Here is a 15,576-nt window from a genome sequence, read left to right as displayed (position 1 = left end):
TACCGGGACCAGAATCCGGAGCCTTGGCCACAGTGCCCGTGGACGTCGGCGAATGGGCAACAGATTGCCCGTGACGGGGCATCGAAAGTCAGAGCTTCAGGTCGACAATCACCGGATTATGGTCGCTGGATCGCCAGGGTCCCCGGCCGGATGCCGGGTGATCGCTCCGGTAGTCGAGTACCCGGGGCTCATCGGCGTTCACCAGCCAGCTCCAGGCGCCCATGACCCTTGGTTTTAAGGTCTCGGAGGCGAGTGCGAAATCCAGCGAGCCCTTCTGACCACGGTAACGGTAGGTGTAGTGACCACAGGTCTTTTCGGTGCAGGGATGGAAATGGTGCACCATGCTGGTAAATCCTGCCTGCTCCAGCACCGCTATGGGATGTTCGCGGGCATAGCTGTTGAGGTCACCGATTATCAGGGTGCCGACTGAATGGTGCCTGCGGGTATCGCTGCCGGACCAGGCCGCCAGTGTTTTCGCTTCGTTGGTCCGCCGGCTTGCGTAGCAGCCCTGGCCATCGGCCTGGTCTTTATCATCGCCACGGGCGCCCCGACAGGATTTCGATTTCAGGTGAGGAACAATTACCCGAACGGTAGCATCACCGTCCGTTCGGCCGAAATCCTGAGCCAGGGGAGGCCGGCCTCCCGATTCAAATGGCCCTTTGGTAAGCCGTTCTGGCGGGCCAACGGCGCTAATCCGGTCGCTGCGGTAGAGCAGGCCGGTCCGGATCTCGTCATCGCCGTCCTGGCCGGGCGTGCTGACGAACCGCCAGGTGCCGCCCAGGGCCTCTGCAAGTTTCGCTATGGAACTTGCCGGTCCATAGCCGTCGTTCTCAAGTTCGGTCAGCGCAAGAATGTCCGGATCGGGGGCCAGAAGTGTGTTCACCAGTTGTTGTTGCTGGCGCCGGAATTCCGCCGGTGTCCCGGCCCCACGACTCGTTGGAAACTCGCCGCCCCGGCCATCTCCGTTAAAGAAATTACCAAGGTTCAGAGCCATGATCCGCACCGAAGCCTCATGCCGCGGCCCGGGTGCGGTTTCTCTGGGATTGGTGGCGAGGAAAGCCGGCTCCTGAGAAGGCTGGAGCCGCCAGGCATCGAAGCGGAAATCCAGCACACCGATGAGCCCTCTAATCTGATCACCGGCCCTTACGGTTGCCGAGGACAGGCCGCCCGGGGGCCAGGGTACCGGGCGGGGGTCTCTCCTGGACCGGTTGTCATCAAGCAGAACGCGGTTTGCCCCGTTCCGGGTGAATGCCCGGTGTGCTTCTTTGCCGGGGGGCAGGTATTCCGTAGGCTGGACCTGGTCTGAGGCCGCCAGCCCAAGCTCGCCGTAGCGAGCCAGGTTGTAGTTGTCCACCACCGTCAGGGGCTGGCGAAAGGTAACTCTCATGTTCTCCAGATGTTCCGGATCGACGGTCCAGGGCAGGGTGATGGCAATGGGCGCTGGAAGCGGCCCACGCCCGCACGCCCGGATGCTCCGAACCGACACCAGTTCGGTCAGCCCGTGGTATTCCTTCACCTTTCCGGTTACCCGCACTCGCATGCCGACATCGGCGATTTCACGATCGGTGTAAATAAACAGCGCTTCGGAAGTGGCGGGATTCCCGTCGGTCTGATGGTCGGCCTGCTGCAGGTAAAAACCACCAAAGCCGCCCTTTGCCCGGGAATCCTGGGTCAGGATGCCCTCGACGGTGACGGTAGCTCCTGCCATGGGTGAGGTCGGGCCAGTTCCCTGGACCCGGGAAATCGGCGTTGCGGGATCACCGCAGACCGATTCTGCCCTCCCTGCTGCGGGCAGAAACGACAGAATCAGAACGCCGAGAAAGACATACCGCCAGGTCCCAGAGCTCACACTGGCGGTTTAGCTGAGGCCGGCAACGGCTTTGAGGGCCTGTTCGCGTTTGCTGCCAAATCCCAACTGGTCGGGATTGGCCAACTCAAGCTGTTGCACCAGAGGATCCGGGTGCTGATTGTCGAAGGTAATACCGAGCCGTGACAGCACGTAGGGGGCAAGCGCGGCACGGGTAGCAACTTCCAGACGACCATGTTCCATGCCGTAGTCACGGGCAATGATCTCTTGCTGGGCTTGGGTCAGGCGCTGATCCGGGGTGACCACCAGGGTAACCTGCCGGTTCCAGTGCTCGTCCTGGTCCCGGGTGTGTCTGGCGCGCTGCCGGAGGGCCTCCGGCGAGGTCCGGAATCGGCTCAGGGCGAAATCCCGGAATTCCCGGTTTGAGTCGCACCATGCCCGCAAATGCCAGCTGTCGCCGGCACAAACCAGAGTATGCGGCTCAAGTATGCTTTCCACCGCTTCCGGTCGGCTCAGGGAGGCATAGCTGGCCCGCAGCTGTCTTCCCTGTCGTGTTGCCGTCACCACCGCACGCATGGTTTCGGGCGCGATGACCCGATTCGGACCCTGGACCACGGTGCTGTCCGGCAGGCCAATGTTCAGGGATTCAAACGTGGTGCTCAGGTTTTGCTGGCGGGCAAGCAGGTCCAGATATTCATTGACCACGCCTCGGGTGACCACCGGGCGAAATCTATCGGCCGGGACATAACCTTTCAGGTGACGGTCGTAAACCAGATTGCCCGGCGCCAGTTCGCGCAGATAGGTGTTGATATCCTTGGACGCCTGCTGACGACCGATCCCGAAACTGTGGCAGATGTGGTTGGTAGTCAGACGACCTTCCCACAGGGCAATCGTTTCGATAAGTCGATAGCGAAGCAGCAGATCCCAGCGGATGGGCCAGTCCGTTTTTTTCATAACCAGGCGCTCACGGTCCAATGAATAGCTCGTTTTCATGTTACCTGCTCCGGCACTCATGGTCTGTTACGGCGCATTAATGTAAAACCCTGTTAAACCGCTACACGGCGGCCTTTGCGGGTTTTTGTGATGCAGTTAACAGGTTTCGGGAAGTGCCTAGTGGCTTCACTTCCCGCTACTGATCTAATACGTCGCCGGCAAAGTCCGGGACTTGTTGCTATTTTGTTTGTCATCCAAGCGAAAATACCCTGTAACGCCCGGAGCCGATGTAATGACCCGAATGGTCACCTCCCTGTCTGCCCTGATTCTAAGCATTATTCTGCTGGTCAGTGGCAATGCATTCCTGATGACACTGCTGGGCATCCGTCTGAGTATCGAGGCGATATCGCCGGATATTATCGGCTGGATTCTGGTCTGCTATTCCATCGGTTTTGTGTTGGGTACGCTCTATGTTCACCGGATTATCGGCCGGGTTGGTCATATCCGGGCGTTCGCGGTGTTTGCCGCTGCTGCCGCTGTCACGTCGTTACTCTATCCGATGGCCGTTTCCGAGATTTTCTGGGCCGTTCTGCGGGTACTCTCCGGGTTCAGTATTGCCGGTGTGCTGGTGGTCATCGAGAGCTGGTTCTCCAGCCGTGCCACCAATGCCAACCGCGGTGCGTTGTTTGCGGTGTACCAGATTGTTTTTTATCTGTCCGCCGCCGGCGGCCAGCTCATCGTAAATATCGGCGACCCCGCCAATTTCATGCCTTTCTCGATTGCCGCGATCCTGTTGGCGCTGGCGCTGATGCCGCTGGCACTGACCAAAATGGAAGCGCCCGTTATTGAGCAGGTTCAGCGCATCTCCATTTTCACTTTGGCACGGGAATCCTTTTCCGGTGTTGCCGGCGCCCTGATCTGTGGCGTCATGATTGGCGGCTTTTATGCGCTTGGGCCGGTGTACGCAACACTGGTCGGGCTGGACGTTGCACGGACATCCACGTTCATGGCCAGTGCCATTGTCGCTGCCATGATCCTTGCCTGGCCGCTGGGCCGGCTCTGCGACCGTTTCGACCGGCGCCGCGTGATGTTCTGGATCGCTCTGGTAGCGGCTTCAGCGGCAGGCGGTGTCGGAGTTCTCGGGGCCGAAAACGCGTGGCTTTTGACCCTTCTGGTTGGTGTGTTCACGGGGCTTTCAGCCGCTTTGTACCCCGTAGCCGTGGCCATCACCAATGACCGTATGGAAAGCACCCGTATTGTGGCGGCCAGTGCCACGCTGTTGCTGAGTTACGGCGTTGGCAGTGTCATCGGGCCGGTTGTCATGGCGGAGCTGATCAATCTCCTGGGGCCGAAAGGCCTGTTCTTCGGTAATGCTGGCTTCCTGCTGCTGCTGGCCGTGATTACCAGCTACCGGATCAGTCATACTGAGGACGTTGCCGTTGCAGATCAGGAGCACTTTGTGCCTGCCATGCCGGAAGCGTCGCCGGTTCTTGCCGAGATCGATCCACGAAATACCGAATTCCATGAGTCTCCTGAAGTCGAGGAGATGCACGAAGAGCAGCGTCAGGCGAGCTGACGCTGCTTTCGGTTTTCCCCGATTTTGTTTTTACTTCCGTATCTGTTTTTATCACAATGGTTAGCATACTATTGGTGACTTTCCGATAATGTGATTAATTGGCCGAAGGCGCGGCAGCGCCCGGCCCGGGCCAAGCCCTCTTTTGATATGGAGTGACGACAAATGAGAGACCAGTTTCCTTTTGCGGTAGCGCGGGTTACCCGGCGCTGGAGAAAAATGCTGGACGAGCGCCTGAAGGATCTGGGCGTCACCCAGGCGCGCTGGAGCACGATGGTGTACCTGGAAAAAGGCGGTGAGGGCCTCACACAGCGTGAGCTGGCAAGCCTGATGGCGATCGAGAATCCGACTCTGGTGCGACTGCTGGACAGTCTCGAGCAACAGAATTTGATTGAGCGCCGGCCCTGCCCGAACGATCGCCGTGCGCGGCGGCTGCATCTGACCAACGCCGGCCGGGCGTTTATGGATGACCTTTCCGAGCGAGCCGAGGTGCTGCGCGAGGAAATGCTGGAAGGCATCAGCGACAAAGAGATCGAGTGCACCGTAAAGGTGTTCCACAAGATCCTGGAAAACGCCGAAAAGCAGAAATAACCCTTGGCTGATAACTCAGTTGAGGGCCTGAAAGCCCGCTACGGGGATCGCTGGCGTTGGCTGGCGGTGGCCACGGTGATGATAGGCACCATGGCTACCGTACTCAGCGCCACCGTAGTCAACGTGGCGTTGCACGATATCATGGTGGAGTTCGGCATTCGCCAGGGCCAGGTTCACTGGCTGGCAACGGGCTTTATCGCCGCCATGACCACCACCATGCTGGCCTCCTCCTGGCTGCTGGATCACTTCGGGGTTCGCAAGACCCTTGCCGTAGCCATGTTTCTCTTTACCCTGATTTCCCTTGCCGGCGGTTTTGCCGAGACGCCGGGGCAGCTTATCGCCGCCCGGATCGGCCAGGGTGCCATGGCCGGCCTGATGCAGCCCATGGGCATGTATCTGGTGTTCCGGATTTTCCCCCGCGATCGCCGCGGCCAGGCCATGGGTATCTACGGTATGGGGGTGATTCTGGCCCCGGCCCTCGGTCCGGTGCTGGGAGGCTTTCTGGTTGATCAGCTGGACTGGCGCTACGTGATGTTTGCACCGGCTCCGGTCACGTTGCTGGGTGTTTTCATGGCCTGGCGCTTCCTGCCCTTGCCGGTGTCCCGGCCAGCCCCCTATCGCTTTGACCTCCCCGGCCTTGTATTGCTCGGGTTTACCATCGCCCTGTCGCTCGATGCTCTGAACCGGTTGCAACAGGCGGCAGGCCAGAAGAGCTGGATCCTGATCGAAGGGCTACTGGCCCTCGGCGGGCTGCTGCTCTTCATACTGCGTGAGCGACAAACTGCCCATCCTCTGGTGAACATTGCCCTGCTGCGCAAGCCGGTTTTTGTTTTCGCCTGCCTGGGTGCCATGGCACTGGGGCTGGCGCTGTTCGGATCCACCTACCTCATTCCTTTGTTCGTACAGACAGCTCTGGGCTTCAGCGCAACGGAGGCAGGTTTGCTGATGCTGCCTGCGGGTATTGTCCTGGGTATGACGTTTCCGTTGGCCGGCCGCATGGCCGACAGGCACAGTGCCAGGGGTTTGGTGGTGTTCGGTATTGGGGCATTTGCCCTTTCCGCCGTGCTGTTCGCGCTGTCCGATCTCGAGCTCGCCTTTGGCTGGCTGGTGCTCTGGACAGTGCTGGGCCGCATCGGTATCGGTTTCATGCTCCCGGCCCTCTCGACCGGCGCCCTGAATCCGCTGGAGCCACAGGAGCTGGGGGCCGGCTCGAGCACGCTTAACTTCATGCGCCAGCTCGGTGGCGCCTTTGGCGTTAACCTGGTGGCACTGACCATTGAATTTGGTGAGCACACCTCCGGGATGCCCACGATCAACGCGTTTCACTCGGCCTGGTGGCTGGTAGCGGCATTCGTAGCGGTTGCGGCGATCCCGGTGTGGCGAATGCGGGTCTAGGAAGACCTGTGGTTGCGGCCCCGCGCCGGATTCATTATGATGCCGGCATCTCTTCAGGGGAGTAGCCTCCGCATCGGAATGTCCGAGCGGATGATAGTCAACATACTTGGGGCCAAATCCCCATGGCTATCATGTCTCACCGCAACACCGGTGATATTGGCAAGACCTGAGGCGGTTTCACCTCCATTGGGCGGAAGGTGGGCTGCCTCATGTCTGGTTATCCGCCCTGGAGTTTTTCATGGACGCTTTTCTCGCCTCGACGGTTGCTGTTGCCATAGCGGAAATTGGTGACAAGACCCAGTTGCTCTCGCTTTTCCTGGTTGCCCGATACGCCACCCGCCTGCCTATTATTCTCGGCATTTTTGTCGCAACGGTTCTCAATCACGCCTTATCTGCCTGGCTCGGTGCCTGGGTCGCTTCCTTTATTCCAGAAGCCTGGCTGCCCTGGATTCTGGCCGGCAGCTTTGTCGCCATCGCTCTGTGGCTACTGGTGCCCGACAAGGATGACAGCGCAGACTCGAAGTTTCTGGGCATGGGGGCGTTCATGGCCACCACCATCATGTTTTTCCTGGCGGAAATCGGCGACAAGACCCAGGTGGCAACGGTCGTTCTCGCCGCCCGCTTTACCGAAACCTTCTGGGTTATTCTGGGCACCACGGTGGGGATGCTGCTGGCCAACATACCGGTTATCATGGCAGGACGCTGGCTGATGGAACGGTTGCCCCTTGCCACAGCCCGGATTGGCGCAAGCGTTCTGTTCGTGGTGCTTGCCGTTGTAACAGTGTGGGCAACCTTTATGAACTCCTGAGGGTACTTGCTGTCACTGTACCCGGTTGCCTGATGCTTTCGGAATGTTTTCTATGTGGTTCAGATTCTTAATGGTTTTTGCTTTGGCACAGCTCCTGGCATTTCCGACCATCGGTTCGGAACAGCCTGTGGAGGCTGTCAGTAATTCGGATACCCCGGAGAAACCCGACAGAAGCCCTCGTGTGCCCACCTTCCCGATCCAGGGGGACCTGGCCGGAGAGCTTGGCGTATTCGAGACCCGTTACGAGGACACTTTTGCCGGCATTGGCAACCGTCTGGCCATGGGCTATCTGGAGTTGGTGAAGGCCAATCCCGGTGTCGACCCCTGGCTACCCGGAGAAGGCACTACGATTACCCTGCCGCGCCATTATGTGCTGCCCGACTCCCGGCGCGAGGGCATTGTCATCAATCTTGCGGAGTACCGCCTGTATTACTTCACCAATGGGGGAGTTCAGGTGTACCCGGTTGGAGTGGGAACGGCTGAAAATCCCTCTCCGCTGACCGATGCCGAAGTCACCATGCCGCTGGAATCTCCGGCCTGGTATCCGCCGGCCAGTATTCGCGCGGAGTACGAGGCATCAGGTGAGTACCTGCCCCGTATGATTCCTCCGGGCCCCGGGAATCCGCTTGGTACCCACGCCCTGTTGCTGAGCGAGAAAGGCTATCTGATCCACGGCACCAACAAGAAGTTTGGTGTGGGCATGCCGGTCAGCCATGGCTGTTTCCGGATGTACAACGAGGATATCTCCCGGTTTGTTTACCAGGTTGAGAAAGGTACACCGGTTCAGGTTGTCCACGATGCCGTCAAGATCGGTTTCTCGGATGGTGAGGTCTGGCTTGAGGTGCACCGCCCCCATGAAGACTACCCCCGAGAAGATCGCGACCGTTTATGGCAGCAGGTCTTCGCTGAAGTTGAAGCTTTCCGCAGCCAGCACCCAGGCGTTGAGGTCAAGCGTGGCGCCATTGAGCTGGCAGTGGACCAGGCCGATGGTCTGCCAACCATGATTGGTGAACGGGTTACCCAAATGGCCGCAGACAAGACCGTGGAAGAGAAGTCACCGGAATCGGCCAACGAGCCGGAGCAGCGGCTATACTTCTGACATAGAGTTCCGGGCAAGAGTGCCGCGCTGCGTGAGTGCCTGAGACAGAACCGCGGCCACTGTGCCATCGTATGTCCAGCAATCAGAATTTTTCCGGATCCGGGGAGGCGTCATACAGGTAAACCATCCCATGCGATCACAGAACCCTGCCCGGCTTCGGCGCTGGGCCCTGGTGATGATGACCGGCGCCCTGCTGGCACTGGCTTCCCTCGCCCATCAGGTTTTTGCCCAGCAGAAGGCTTCCGAGACCGCTCTGGTGCTTACAGTTGAGGGCGCCATTGGCCCCGCGACCATGGACTATGTCACCCGGGGTATTCGCAGGGCCGAATCTGAGGGTGCCGGCCTGGTGATCATTGAAATGGACACCCCGGGCGGCCTGATGGATTCCATGCGGGATATCATCAAGGTGATTCTTGCCTCCGAAGTTCCCGTGGCTACCTATGTTTCCCCGCAGGGCGCCCGGGCAGCCAGCGCTGGCACGTTTATTCTCTATGGCAGTCACATTGCCGCCATGGCCCCTGCGACCAACCTGGGCTCTGCGACGCCGGTCCAGATGGGCGGCCTGCCGGGTAGCCCGGAACCGGAAAGCGATCCGGCCTCCGGCGAGCCGCAAACGGAGGAAGGCTCTGATTCCGAATCCGGGTCTTCGTCTGACGGCGAACAGCAAGCCAGCGACGACGACGGCAAACGGCGCGGCGGTACCGCCATGGAACGCAAAGTTCTGGAAGATGCGGTCAGTTATATTCGCGGGCTGGCCGAACGTCACGGCCGGAATGCCGAGTGGGCCGAGGAAGCCGTCCGTGAGGCGGTGAATCTCGGTGCCGACGAGGCCCTGGAAAAGAACGTCATCGACGTGGTCTCACCCAACATTCGGGACTTGCTGCAGCAAGTGGATGGCCGGACCGTTCGCATGGCGTCGGGCGACATGACCCTGAATACGGCCAGTCTGGAAATCGTCCGGTCCCAGCCGGACTGGCGCACCCGCCTGCTGTCGGTGATCACCGATCCGAACGTTGCCTACTTCCTGATGATTATCGGCTTCTACGGCATCATCTTCGAACTGGCCAACCCCGGTGCCGTGGTGCCGGGGGTGATTGGCGCTATATCACTGATTCTCGCACTCTTTGCCTTCCAGGTTCTGTCGGTGAACTATGCCGGCCTGGCATTGATCATCCTGGGCTTGGCGTTCATCGTGGGGGAGGCGTTTGTACCCAGTTTCGGGATATTGGGGGTCGGCGGGATTGTTGCCTTTGTGACCGGTTCGATCATCCTGATGGATGGCAGTCACCGGGATATATCGCTACCGACAATTGGCGGCACCGCCGTGGTGGCCGGTGGCTTTATCCTCTGGACGGTGACCCGGTTCATCGGCCTGCGTCGACGGCATCCGGTCAGTGGGGCCGAGCAGATCACCCATGAGGAAGGCGTGGCACTGGATGAATTTTCCGGGGAACACGGGCATTACCGGGGCCATATCCGGCTTAGCGGTGAGCGTTGGAATGCCATCAGCGAAGCGCCTGTCAAGGAGGGTGACCGGGTTGAAGTGACAGCAATTGAAGGTTTGACGGTAACCGTCAGGGTCATCCCGGAAAGCGGTTGACCCGGTAAACAAAGTAACGGCAATACAAGGAGGCCGTATGATTGGCGATCTGATTCCCTATCTGGCACCAACGGTGGTGTTACTGCTCATTCTTGCTTCGGCCATCAAGATCCTGCCGGAGTACGAGCGTGGCGTTGTGTTCTTTCTCGGGCGGTTCCAGGGCGTTAAAGGCCCGGGGCTGATCATTGTGATTCCCGGCATTCAGCAGATGGTGCGGGTTGACCTGCGGGTCATCACTCTGGATGTGCCCAGCCAGGATGTCATTTCCCGGGATAACGTGACGGTGCGAGTGAATGCCGTGCTTTATTTCCGTGTCGTGGATCCGGAGCGGGCGATTATCCGGGTGGAGGATTTCAATTCCGCAACCAGCCAACTGGCCCAGACCACGCTGCGGTCGGTGCTGGGCAAGCACGATCTCGACGAAATGCTGTCAGAGCGGGACAAGCTCAATTCGGATATCCAGGAAATCATCGATGCCCAGACCGAGGAATGGGGCATCAAGGTGGCCAACGTGGAAATCAAGCACGTGGATCTCAACGAGTCCATGATTCGTGCCATTGCCCGCCAGGCGGAGGCCGAGCGTGAGCGGCGTGCCAAGGTCATCCACGCCGAAGGCGAATTACAGGCGTCCAAGAAGCTGGTGGAAGCGGCGGATGTCATGTCTACCAACTCCGGTTCCATGCAGCTGCGTTACCTGCAGACCCTGGCGGATATGAGCAATACCAATTCATCCACCATTGTGTTTCCGCTGCCAATGGAGTTGATGACCACGTTCCTGAAGGAAAACAAACCCTTTACGCCTGATAAGCCCGATCCGGACAAACCCGAACCCGAGGCATAAAAAAAGGCCGGCATTGCCGGCCTTTTCTGTTACGTATCAGCCTTACTTCTGGCTGGCACGCTCGAGCATACGCTTGGCACGCTCGTTTGCTTCGTCAGCGGCTTTCTGGGCTGCCTTGGCAGCGGCCAGAGCTTCTTCTGCAGTCTGCTGGGCAGTACGTGCAGAGCTTGCAGCGCTGTTAGCGGTGTTCATTGCATTTTCAGCAGTGCGCTCAGCGGAGCTGGCGGTTGCATTCGCTTCGTCGAGGGCGCCTTGGTCAGTCGTGGCACAACCTGCAGTCAGAGCAGTGGCCAGTGCAATCCCGGCGATCGTCAGTTTACGCATTGTAAATCCCCTTATTGGTCGAGTTATTTCCTGTGATCCGAAAGTCAGTATAGACGACTTCCTGTCAACCTGTGCCCGATAGGCATAATAGGCATTGACTACCGGAGTCGTTAAACAGTGTAAAACACTGTAAGCCAAAATGTTAACTCAGGATAGGTAAATATTCTTAGCGTATGACAACAACTTAATTCTGCTGTCAGGCTTTTCTCAGGGGTGAATGCTGATCGGGGTCCCGTTCGACACCAGTTGCCAGATTTCGTCCATCTCTTCGTTGGTCACGGCAATACAGCCATCGGTCCAATCCAGACCGGTGTAGGCGAAGGCCATGTCGCCCACATCATTGGGAAGGCCATGGATCATGATGCTGCCACCGGGGTCCAGGCCCCAGGCGGATGCCAGTTCCCGATCCCGCTCACTGGGGTAGGAGATGTGGATGGATTTGTAGAAATCGCTCTCGGCATTGCGCCAGTCCAGGGTGTAATCGCCCTCCGGTGTGCGCTCGTCACCCTCGTACAGCTTGTGGCCTTCCGGATTGTCGCCCAGGGAAATGCGGTAGCTGCGAACCACGTCCTCGCCATCCATCAGGTACAGGCGGCGCTCTCCCTTGCGAACCACCACCCTACTGACGTTCTGAATGTCCGCGGGCTCATACATGGTGGCAACCGGCATCCGGGTGTCGGCCTTGGCCAGCAGCTCGGTTGCAAAGGCGGTTGGAGCGGCCGCCATGCAGAGCAGGGCGAGGCTGGATAATAGGGCGCGGAAAATGCTCATGTCCTTAACTTACCAATGATTAATCTTTGTACAGGCGATTTATACCATAGCCCGCAAGGGATCTGTTAAGGGGTTTTGTTAACTTTTTTGGCTATCTGGTTCGCTGATCAACCATTTTGTGAATTGTCCATCTTCAGTCCCACCTTGGTTACCTGGTCAGCGCTGGTGGCCCGGGCCACCAGCGTTACCGGGCCAAGGGTCACAACATCGCCAACAACGGGGTGACCTTTGGTGCGCCGGGCAAAGCACTCGGCCAGGGACAGTTCCGGGGGCAGATCGTCGAATTCAATGCCATAAACCTGCTCGACATCGCCGAGCAGGGCATCGCCGTTAAGCACAAAATCTCCAAAAAATGCCCGTTCAGCCAGGTACTTGGGCGCGTGGCGGCCGCTCAGGGCCTTGCCGAGCTCGGGCAGCACACTGGGGGTTGCGAACATCGCCACCATGTCGCCACTGGAAACTTCCAGATCGGCTTTCGGCTGCAGGCAAACCCGGTTCCGGAAGACGCCGGCGACGGCCGTGTTCTCAGGAAGCCGCAGCTGGCTCAGCCGCCGCGGCGTCTCCCAGATTTCGCCCCGCAGCGGGAACAGCATCAATTCATGGTCGCCGGCGGCCGGCGCATCCAGGGGCAGCCTTCGATAGGGATCCTCTCCGGCCGGAACTTCCAGGCGAAGTTTCCGGGCCAGGGGTGTCATGGTGGTGCCCTGAACCAGGAGCGAGACCAGCACGATAAAGAAGGCGGCGTGGAAGACCAGTTGGGCTTCCGGCAAGTCGGCGATGATCGGGAACAGGGCCAGTACAATCGGCACAGCTCCGCGGAGGCCGACCCAGCTGATGAAACCAAGCTCGCGGCGATTGAAGGCAAACGGCCAGAGGGTGAGCATGACCGTCAGCGGGCGGATAATGAAGATCAGCGAGAGGGCCAGGATCAACCCGCCGCCGGCCAGCGGAATCAGATCGGAGGGCGTTACCAGCAGTCCGAGCATCAGGAACAGGCACAGTTGGGCCAACCATGCCAGACCATCGTGTACCTGCAGGATCATCGGCATCATCCGGACATGGCGGTTACCGATCACCACGCCGGTCAGATAAATGGCGAGAAATCCGCTGCCGCCGAGGGCGTTTGTGGCAGAAAACACCGAGATGCCAGCAGCGGCGACCAAAAGGGGATACAGCGAAGGCGTCAGGCGGATCCGGTTGGCCAGCTCAACCACGGCGAAACCGCCAATGATCCCGGCAACGGCGCCGACACCGAACTGCTGCACCAGCATGGTCAAGACCGCCCAGCCCGCGTGGTCGCCATCGTTACCGATGAGCGTGACCAGCATCAGGGTCAGGAAAATCGCCATGGGATCGTTACTGCCGGATTCGATCTCCAGGGTGGCACTGACCCGTTCGTTCAGGTGCAGGCCCCGCCCCTGAAGCAGGGAAAACACGGCGGCGGCATCGGTGGATGAGATGATGGCGCCGATCAGCAGGGCCGTCAGCCAGTGCAGGTCGAATACCCACCAGGCCACAACTGCGGCACCAGCGGCGGTCATCGCGACCCCGAGTGTAGCGAGCACCAGGGCGGGTTTCAGCCCCACGCGGAAGGTTTCGGCACGGGTGCGCATGCCGCCGTCCAGCAGGATCACGCCCAGCGCCAGATTGGCAATCAGAAACGCCAGCTCGAAATCGTCGAACTGGATGCCACCCGGGCCGTCCTCGCCCATCATCATGCCGACCACCAGAAAGATCAGCAGCACCGGCATGCCCACCCGGCTGGAAAGCGGGCTGAGCACAATACTGATGACCAGCATCAGGGCGCCAATCAGAGTCAGGGTGGGATCCATTGTTGCTCCAGACAGAATGCTTGCCCATTGCCGGGCGGACCGCTTATATTGCTTTCGCGGCCCTTTTTTTGCGGGTGTAGTTCAATGGTAGAACGGCAGCTTCCCAAGCTGCATACGAGGGTTCGATTCCCTTCACCCGCTCCAAACCACTATCCTTCTACGCCCTCGTATCTCCATTAAAGTCTTTTGTATCAATGCATTAAGACTAATTCTTGCCCTTGTACGTCTTTATAGATCCCTGTACGTCGGGCCCCGTTGTGTATAGCGATTTGTATGGTAATTTCAAAGGCGAACTCAGCCATACAAATACAGGGATCGCAATGAAGCGTCATGAAATCAAAAGAACTCCCCTCGCCGAGACGGTGCTGCGGAGTCTTGAACCTGAAAACAAACTTTACCGGATCAAGGACGGTTCAAACCAGCTTCATTTCACCGTGGCTGCCAACGGATCGAAGCGCTGGGAAGTCAGATTCAAGAGGCTTGATGGTAAATGGAGCTGGATGGGTGTCGGTGGTTATCCGGCTGTGAGCGCCAAGCTTGCCCGAAAGCAGGCCGACTTTATTCAGGCGCTTGTGTCGGATGGGAAGGATCCGCGGGAGGTCCGTCGCGCTGAAGCGGAAGCTAAAAAGACTTTGATTGAACATCCTTTCTCAGAGTCGTGCGAGTTTTGGTACAACAAGAAGCTTGAGGAAGGCTATGCAAAGAGCACTGCCAAACAGATGCGGGGGTATCTCGACAACGACATTTTGCCGGAGCTTGGCAAATTCCCTGTCAGGCAGATTACGCCGAAGCAGTGCGCTGATCTGCAGCACAAGATCGAACTGAGTCAAAGTCTCGACAAAAGTAAGAAGGTTCGCCAAGCACTGAACCAGATCTTTCGCTATGCCATCGGTCGTGGAATTTGCGATAACAATCCGGCGTCTGAGCTTAGGTATATCGCCACCCGGAGAGGCTCGAAAACGCCGTTTCCTCATCTTTTGGAGCCAGAGCTGCCTGATTTCCTGAAGGCTCTGGAGTGCTCCAGCGCGCGGACGCAAACACTTATAGCGACGAAAATGACTTTGCTAACCGCGTCACGACCAGGAATGGTTGTGAAAGCGGAGTGGACTCACCTAAATCTGGACCAGGCGTTATGGGTTGTTCCAGACGGAAACATGAAAAACAGAAAACAGCACATCGTTCCGCTCTCCACCCAGCTCGTGGACCTGCTGAGAGAGCTCAAGGCAATCACGGGCCGTTCTCGCTATCTGTTTCCGTGTATTGGACCAAAGAACCCAACCATGCCAACAGACTCAATAAACAAGATGCTTCGTGGAATCGGTTATAAAGGGCGTTTGACAGGCCACGGCTCGCGTCACACAGCCTCTACCCTCCTCCATGAGCATGGCTGGTACCATTTCCACATTGAAGCTCAGCTTTCACATAAGATGCCCGGCGTGGCAGGGGTATACAACCAGGCCGGTTACCTGGAAGCCCGTCGGGTCATGATGCAATGGTATGCGGACTATCTTGATGCCCTCAGAGAAGGGCTCACAGAAGACAAGCGAGCGGATTTCGAGCAACGTGTTATTCAGGCCATGCAGCGCTACCGGCCGGTTGATGTCTCCCAAAACATCGCTGCTTAAAGTTGGCCGCGCTCGTCTAAATCATCTTTTAGCGAAATTAGACCCGACACAAGTGCTCAAAGCGCCAATAATATAGGTGTCGTTCTTAAAAAATTCAGGAGCGACACCTATGTCCAGAAAGATTCAAAAAATCCTTATCCGCCAGAAAACCCTGATGGAGATGCTCGATCTCTCCAGTAGTGGGTTCTACGAACTTCGTAAGCGTGACCCCAGCTTCCCCAAGCCGATTAAAGATGGCCACTCCCAGCAGGCCCCAGCTTTCTACGTCTACGAAGAAGTCCGCTGCTGGCTCATTGACCGAATGAATGCTCGGGACAAGCAGGACTCATGATGTCGATTTTGGACATAGAGTTATTTCCTGCAGGGGACACCAAAAC

General features: G+C 58.4%; 14 protein-coding genes, 1 tRNA gene and 1 riboswitch. Of the genes, 10 read left to right on the top strand and 5 right to left on the bottom strand.

Annotation, left to right across the window (positions count from 1 at the left end; all coding sequences use genetic code 11):
* Positions 1-88: 88 nt before the first annotated feature.
* Positions 89-1,708 (bottom strand): ExeM/NucH family extracellular endonuclease, encoded by a 1,620-nt coding sequence (locus tag AC13E3_RS16195; protein ID WP_094182566.1) that lies wholly within the window; start codon positions 1,706-1,708, stop codon positions 89-91.
* Positions 1,709-1,858: 150 nt separating this feature from the next.
* Entirely contained in the window at positions 1,859-2,761 is a 903-nt protein-coding gene (locus AC13E3_RS16190; RefSeq protein ID WP_175497395.1) for a helix-turn-helix transcriptional regulator, read from the bottom strand.
* 271 nt (positions 2,762-3,032) lie between these two features.
* Between AC13E3_RS16190 and AC13E3_RS16185 the strand changes: the two genes are divergently transcribed.
* The 7 genes from AC13E3_RS16185 to AC13E3_RS16155 all read left to right on the top strand — a co-directional run bounded on the left by AC13E3_RS16185 (position 3,033) and on the right by AC13E3_RS16155 (position 10,647).
* A complete protein-coding gene (locus AC13E3_RS16185; protein WP_053113506.1) occupies positions 3,033-4,316 on the top strand; it encodes an MFS transporter in 1,284 nt (427 codons plus the stop codon).
* 162 nt (positions 4,317-4,478) lie between these two features.
* Positions 4,479-4,904 (top strand): MarR family transcriptional regulator, encoded by a 426-nt coding sequence (locus AC13E3_RS16180; protein WP_008176821.1) that lies wholly within the window; start codon positions 4,479-4,481, stop codon positions 4,902-4,904.
* Positions 4,905-4,907: 3 nt separating this feature from the next.
* Positions 4,908-6,299, top strand: a complete 1,392-nt coding sequence (locus AC13E3_RS16175) for an MDR family MFS transporter (protein ID WP_053113508.1) — start codon at positions 4,908-4,910, stop codon at positions 6,297-6,299.
* 51 nt (positions 6,300-6,350) lie between these two features.
* Positions 6,351-6,534, top strand: a riboswitch (yybP-ykoY riboswitch).
* Positions 6,535-6,537: 3 nt separating this feature from the next.
* Positions 6,538-7,107 (top strand): TMEM165/GDT1 family protein, encoded by a 570-nt coding sequence (locus tag AC13E3_RS16170; protein WP_008176825.1) that lies wholly within the window; start codon positions 6,538-6,540, stop codon positions 7,105-7,107.
* 52 nt (positions 7,108-7,159) lie between these two features.
* Entirely contained in the window at positions 7,160-8,206 is a 1,047-nt protein-coding gene (locus AC13E3_RS16165; RefSeq protein WP_008176827.1) for a L,D-transpeptidase family protein, read from the top strand.
* Positions 8,207-8,336: 130 nt separating this feature from the next.
* Positions 8,337-9,806 (top strand): NfeD family protein, encoded by a 1,470-nt coding sequence (locus AC13E3_RS16160; protein WP_273017726.1) that lies wholly within the window; start codon positions 8,337-8,339, stop codon positions 9,804-9,806.
* A 37-nt stretch (positions 9,807-9,843) separates the two neighbouring features.
* Positions 9,844-10,647 carry a slipin family protein gene (locus AC13E3_RS16155; protein WP_273017725.1) on the top strand — a complete coding sequence of 268 codons (804 nt, stop codon included), beginning with the start codon at positions 9,844-9,846 and terminating at the stop codon, positions 10,645-10,647.
* Between the two features lie 42 nt (positions 10,648-10,689).
* Here AC13E3_RS16155 and AC13E3_RS16150 read toward each other — a convergent pair whose 3' ends face one another.
* The 3 genes from AC13E3_RS16150 to AC13E3_RS16140 all read right to left on the bottom strand — a co-directional run bounded on the left by AC13E3_RS16150 (position 10,690) and on the right by AC13E3_RS16140 (position 13,574).
* The gene (locus AC13E3_RS16150) at positions 10,690-10,971 is read right to left on the bottom strand and encodes an Lpp/OprI family alanine-zipper lipoprotein (RefSeq protein ID WP_008176834.1); all 282 of its coding nucleotides are present in this window, start codon (positions 10,969-10,971) and stop codon (positions 10,690-10,692) included.
* Positions 10,972-11,178: 207 nt separating this feature from the next.
* Positions 11,179-11,742, bottom strand: coding sequence for a L,D-transpeptidase family protein (locus AC13E3_RS16145; protein WP_008176836.1), 564 nt, complete (start codon positions 11,740-11,742; stop codon positions 11,179-11,181).
* Between the two features lie 107 nt (positions 11,743-11,849).
* Positions 11,850-13,574: a potassium/proton antiporter gene (locus tag AC13E3_RS16140; RefSeq protein ID WP_014578952.1), complete on the bottom strand. Its 1,725-nt coding sequence runs from the start codon at positions 13,572-13,574 to the stop codon at positions 11,850-11,852.
* A gap of 70 nt (positions 13,575-13,644) precedes the next feature.
* Here AC13E3_RS16140 and AC13E3_RS16135 point away from each other — a divergent pair.
* The 3 genes from AC13E3_RS16135 to AC13E3_RS16125 all read left to right on the top strand — a co-directional run bounded on the left by AC13E3_RS16135 (position 13,645) and on the right by AC13E3_RS16125 (position 15,530).
* Positions 13,645-13,718: transfer RNA gene (locus tag AC13E3_RS16135), tRNA-Gly, on the top strand.
* Positions 13,719-13,894: 176 nt separating this feature from the next.
* Complete coding sequence (locus AC13E3_RS16130) at positions 13,895-15,199, top strand: tyrosine-type recombinase/integrase (RefSeq protein ID WP_092032270.1); 1,305 nt, start codon at positions 13,895-13,897, stop codon at positions 15,197-15,199.
* A 109-nt stretch (positions 15,200-15,308) separates the two neighbouring features.
* Complete coding sequence (locus AC13E3_RS16125; protein ID WP_092032273.1) at positions 15,309-15,530, top strand: helix-turn-helix transcriptional regulator; 222 nt, start codon at positions 15,309-15,311, stop codon at positions 15,528-15,530.
* Positions 15,531-15,576: the final 46 nt, after the last annotated feature.

The sequence above is a fragment of the Marinobacter sp. L-80 genome (assembly GCF_056859395.1).
Note: the sequence above shows the minus strand (reverse complement) of the source record. Positions and strands in the feature narration are given on the sequence as shown.

What these genes read in the sequence shown, in the direction of transcription:
- AC13E3_RS16195 (WP_094182566.1), bottom strand. Translation starts at nt 1,708, where the DNA reads ATGGCAGGAGCTACCGTCACCGTCGAGGGCATCCTGACCCAGGATTCC.
- AC13E3_RS16190 (WP_175497395.1), bottom strand. Translation starts at nt 2,761, where the DNA reads ATGAAAAAAACGGACTGGCCCATCCGCTGGGATCTGCTGCTTCGCTAT.
- AC13E3_RS16185 (WP_053113506.1), top strand. Translation starts at nt 3,033, where the DNA reads ATGACCCGAATGGTCACCTCCCTGTCTGCCCTGATTCTAAGCATTATT.
- AC13E3_RS16180 (WP_008176821.1), top strand. Translation starts at nt 4,479, where the DNA reads ATGAGAGACCAGTTTCCTTTTGCGGTAGCGCGGGTTACCCGGCGCTGG.
- AC13E3_RS16170 (WP_008176825.1), top strand. Translation starts at nt 6,538, where the DNA reads ATGGACGCTTTTCTCGCCTCGACGGTTGCTGTTGCCATAGCGGAAATT.
- AC13E3_RS16165 (WP_008176827.1), top strand. Translation starts at nt 7,160, where the DNA reads ATGTGGTTCAGATTCTTAATGGTTTTTGCTTTGGCACAGCTCCTGGCA.
- AC13E3_RS16160 (WP_273017726.1), top strand. Translation starts at nt 8,337, where the DNA reads ATGCGATCACAGAACCCTGCCCGGCTTCGGCGCTGGGCCCTGGTGATG.
- AC13E3_RS16155 (WP_273017725.1), top strand. Translation starts at nt 9,844, where the DNA reads ATGATTGGCGATCTGATTCCCTATCTGGCACCAACGGTGGTGTTACTG.
- AC13E3_RS16150 (WP_008176834.1), bottom strand. Translation starts at nt 10,971, where the DNA reads ATGCGTAAACTGACGATCGCCGGGATTGCACTGGCCACTGCTCTGACT.
- AC13E3_RS16145 (WP_008176836.1), bottom strand. Translation starts at nt 11,742, where the DNA reads ATGAGCATTTTCCGCGCCCTATTATCCAGCCTCGCCCTGCTCTGCATG.
- AC13E3_RS16140 (WP_014578952.1), bottom strand. Translation starts at nt 13,574, where the DNA reads ATGGATCCCACCCTGACTCTGATTGGCGCCCTGATGCTGGTCATCAGT.
- AC13E3_RS16130 (WP_092032270.1), top strand. Translation starts at nt 13,895, where the DNA reads ATGAAGCGTCATGAAATCAAAAGAACTCCCCTCGCCGAGACGGTGCTG.
- AC13E3_RS16125 (WP_092032273.1), top strand. Translation starts at nt 15,309, where the DNA reads ATGTCCAGAAAGATTCAAAAAATCCTTATCCGCCAGAAAACCCTGATG.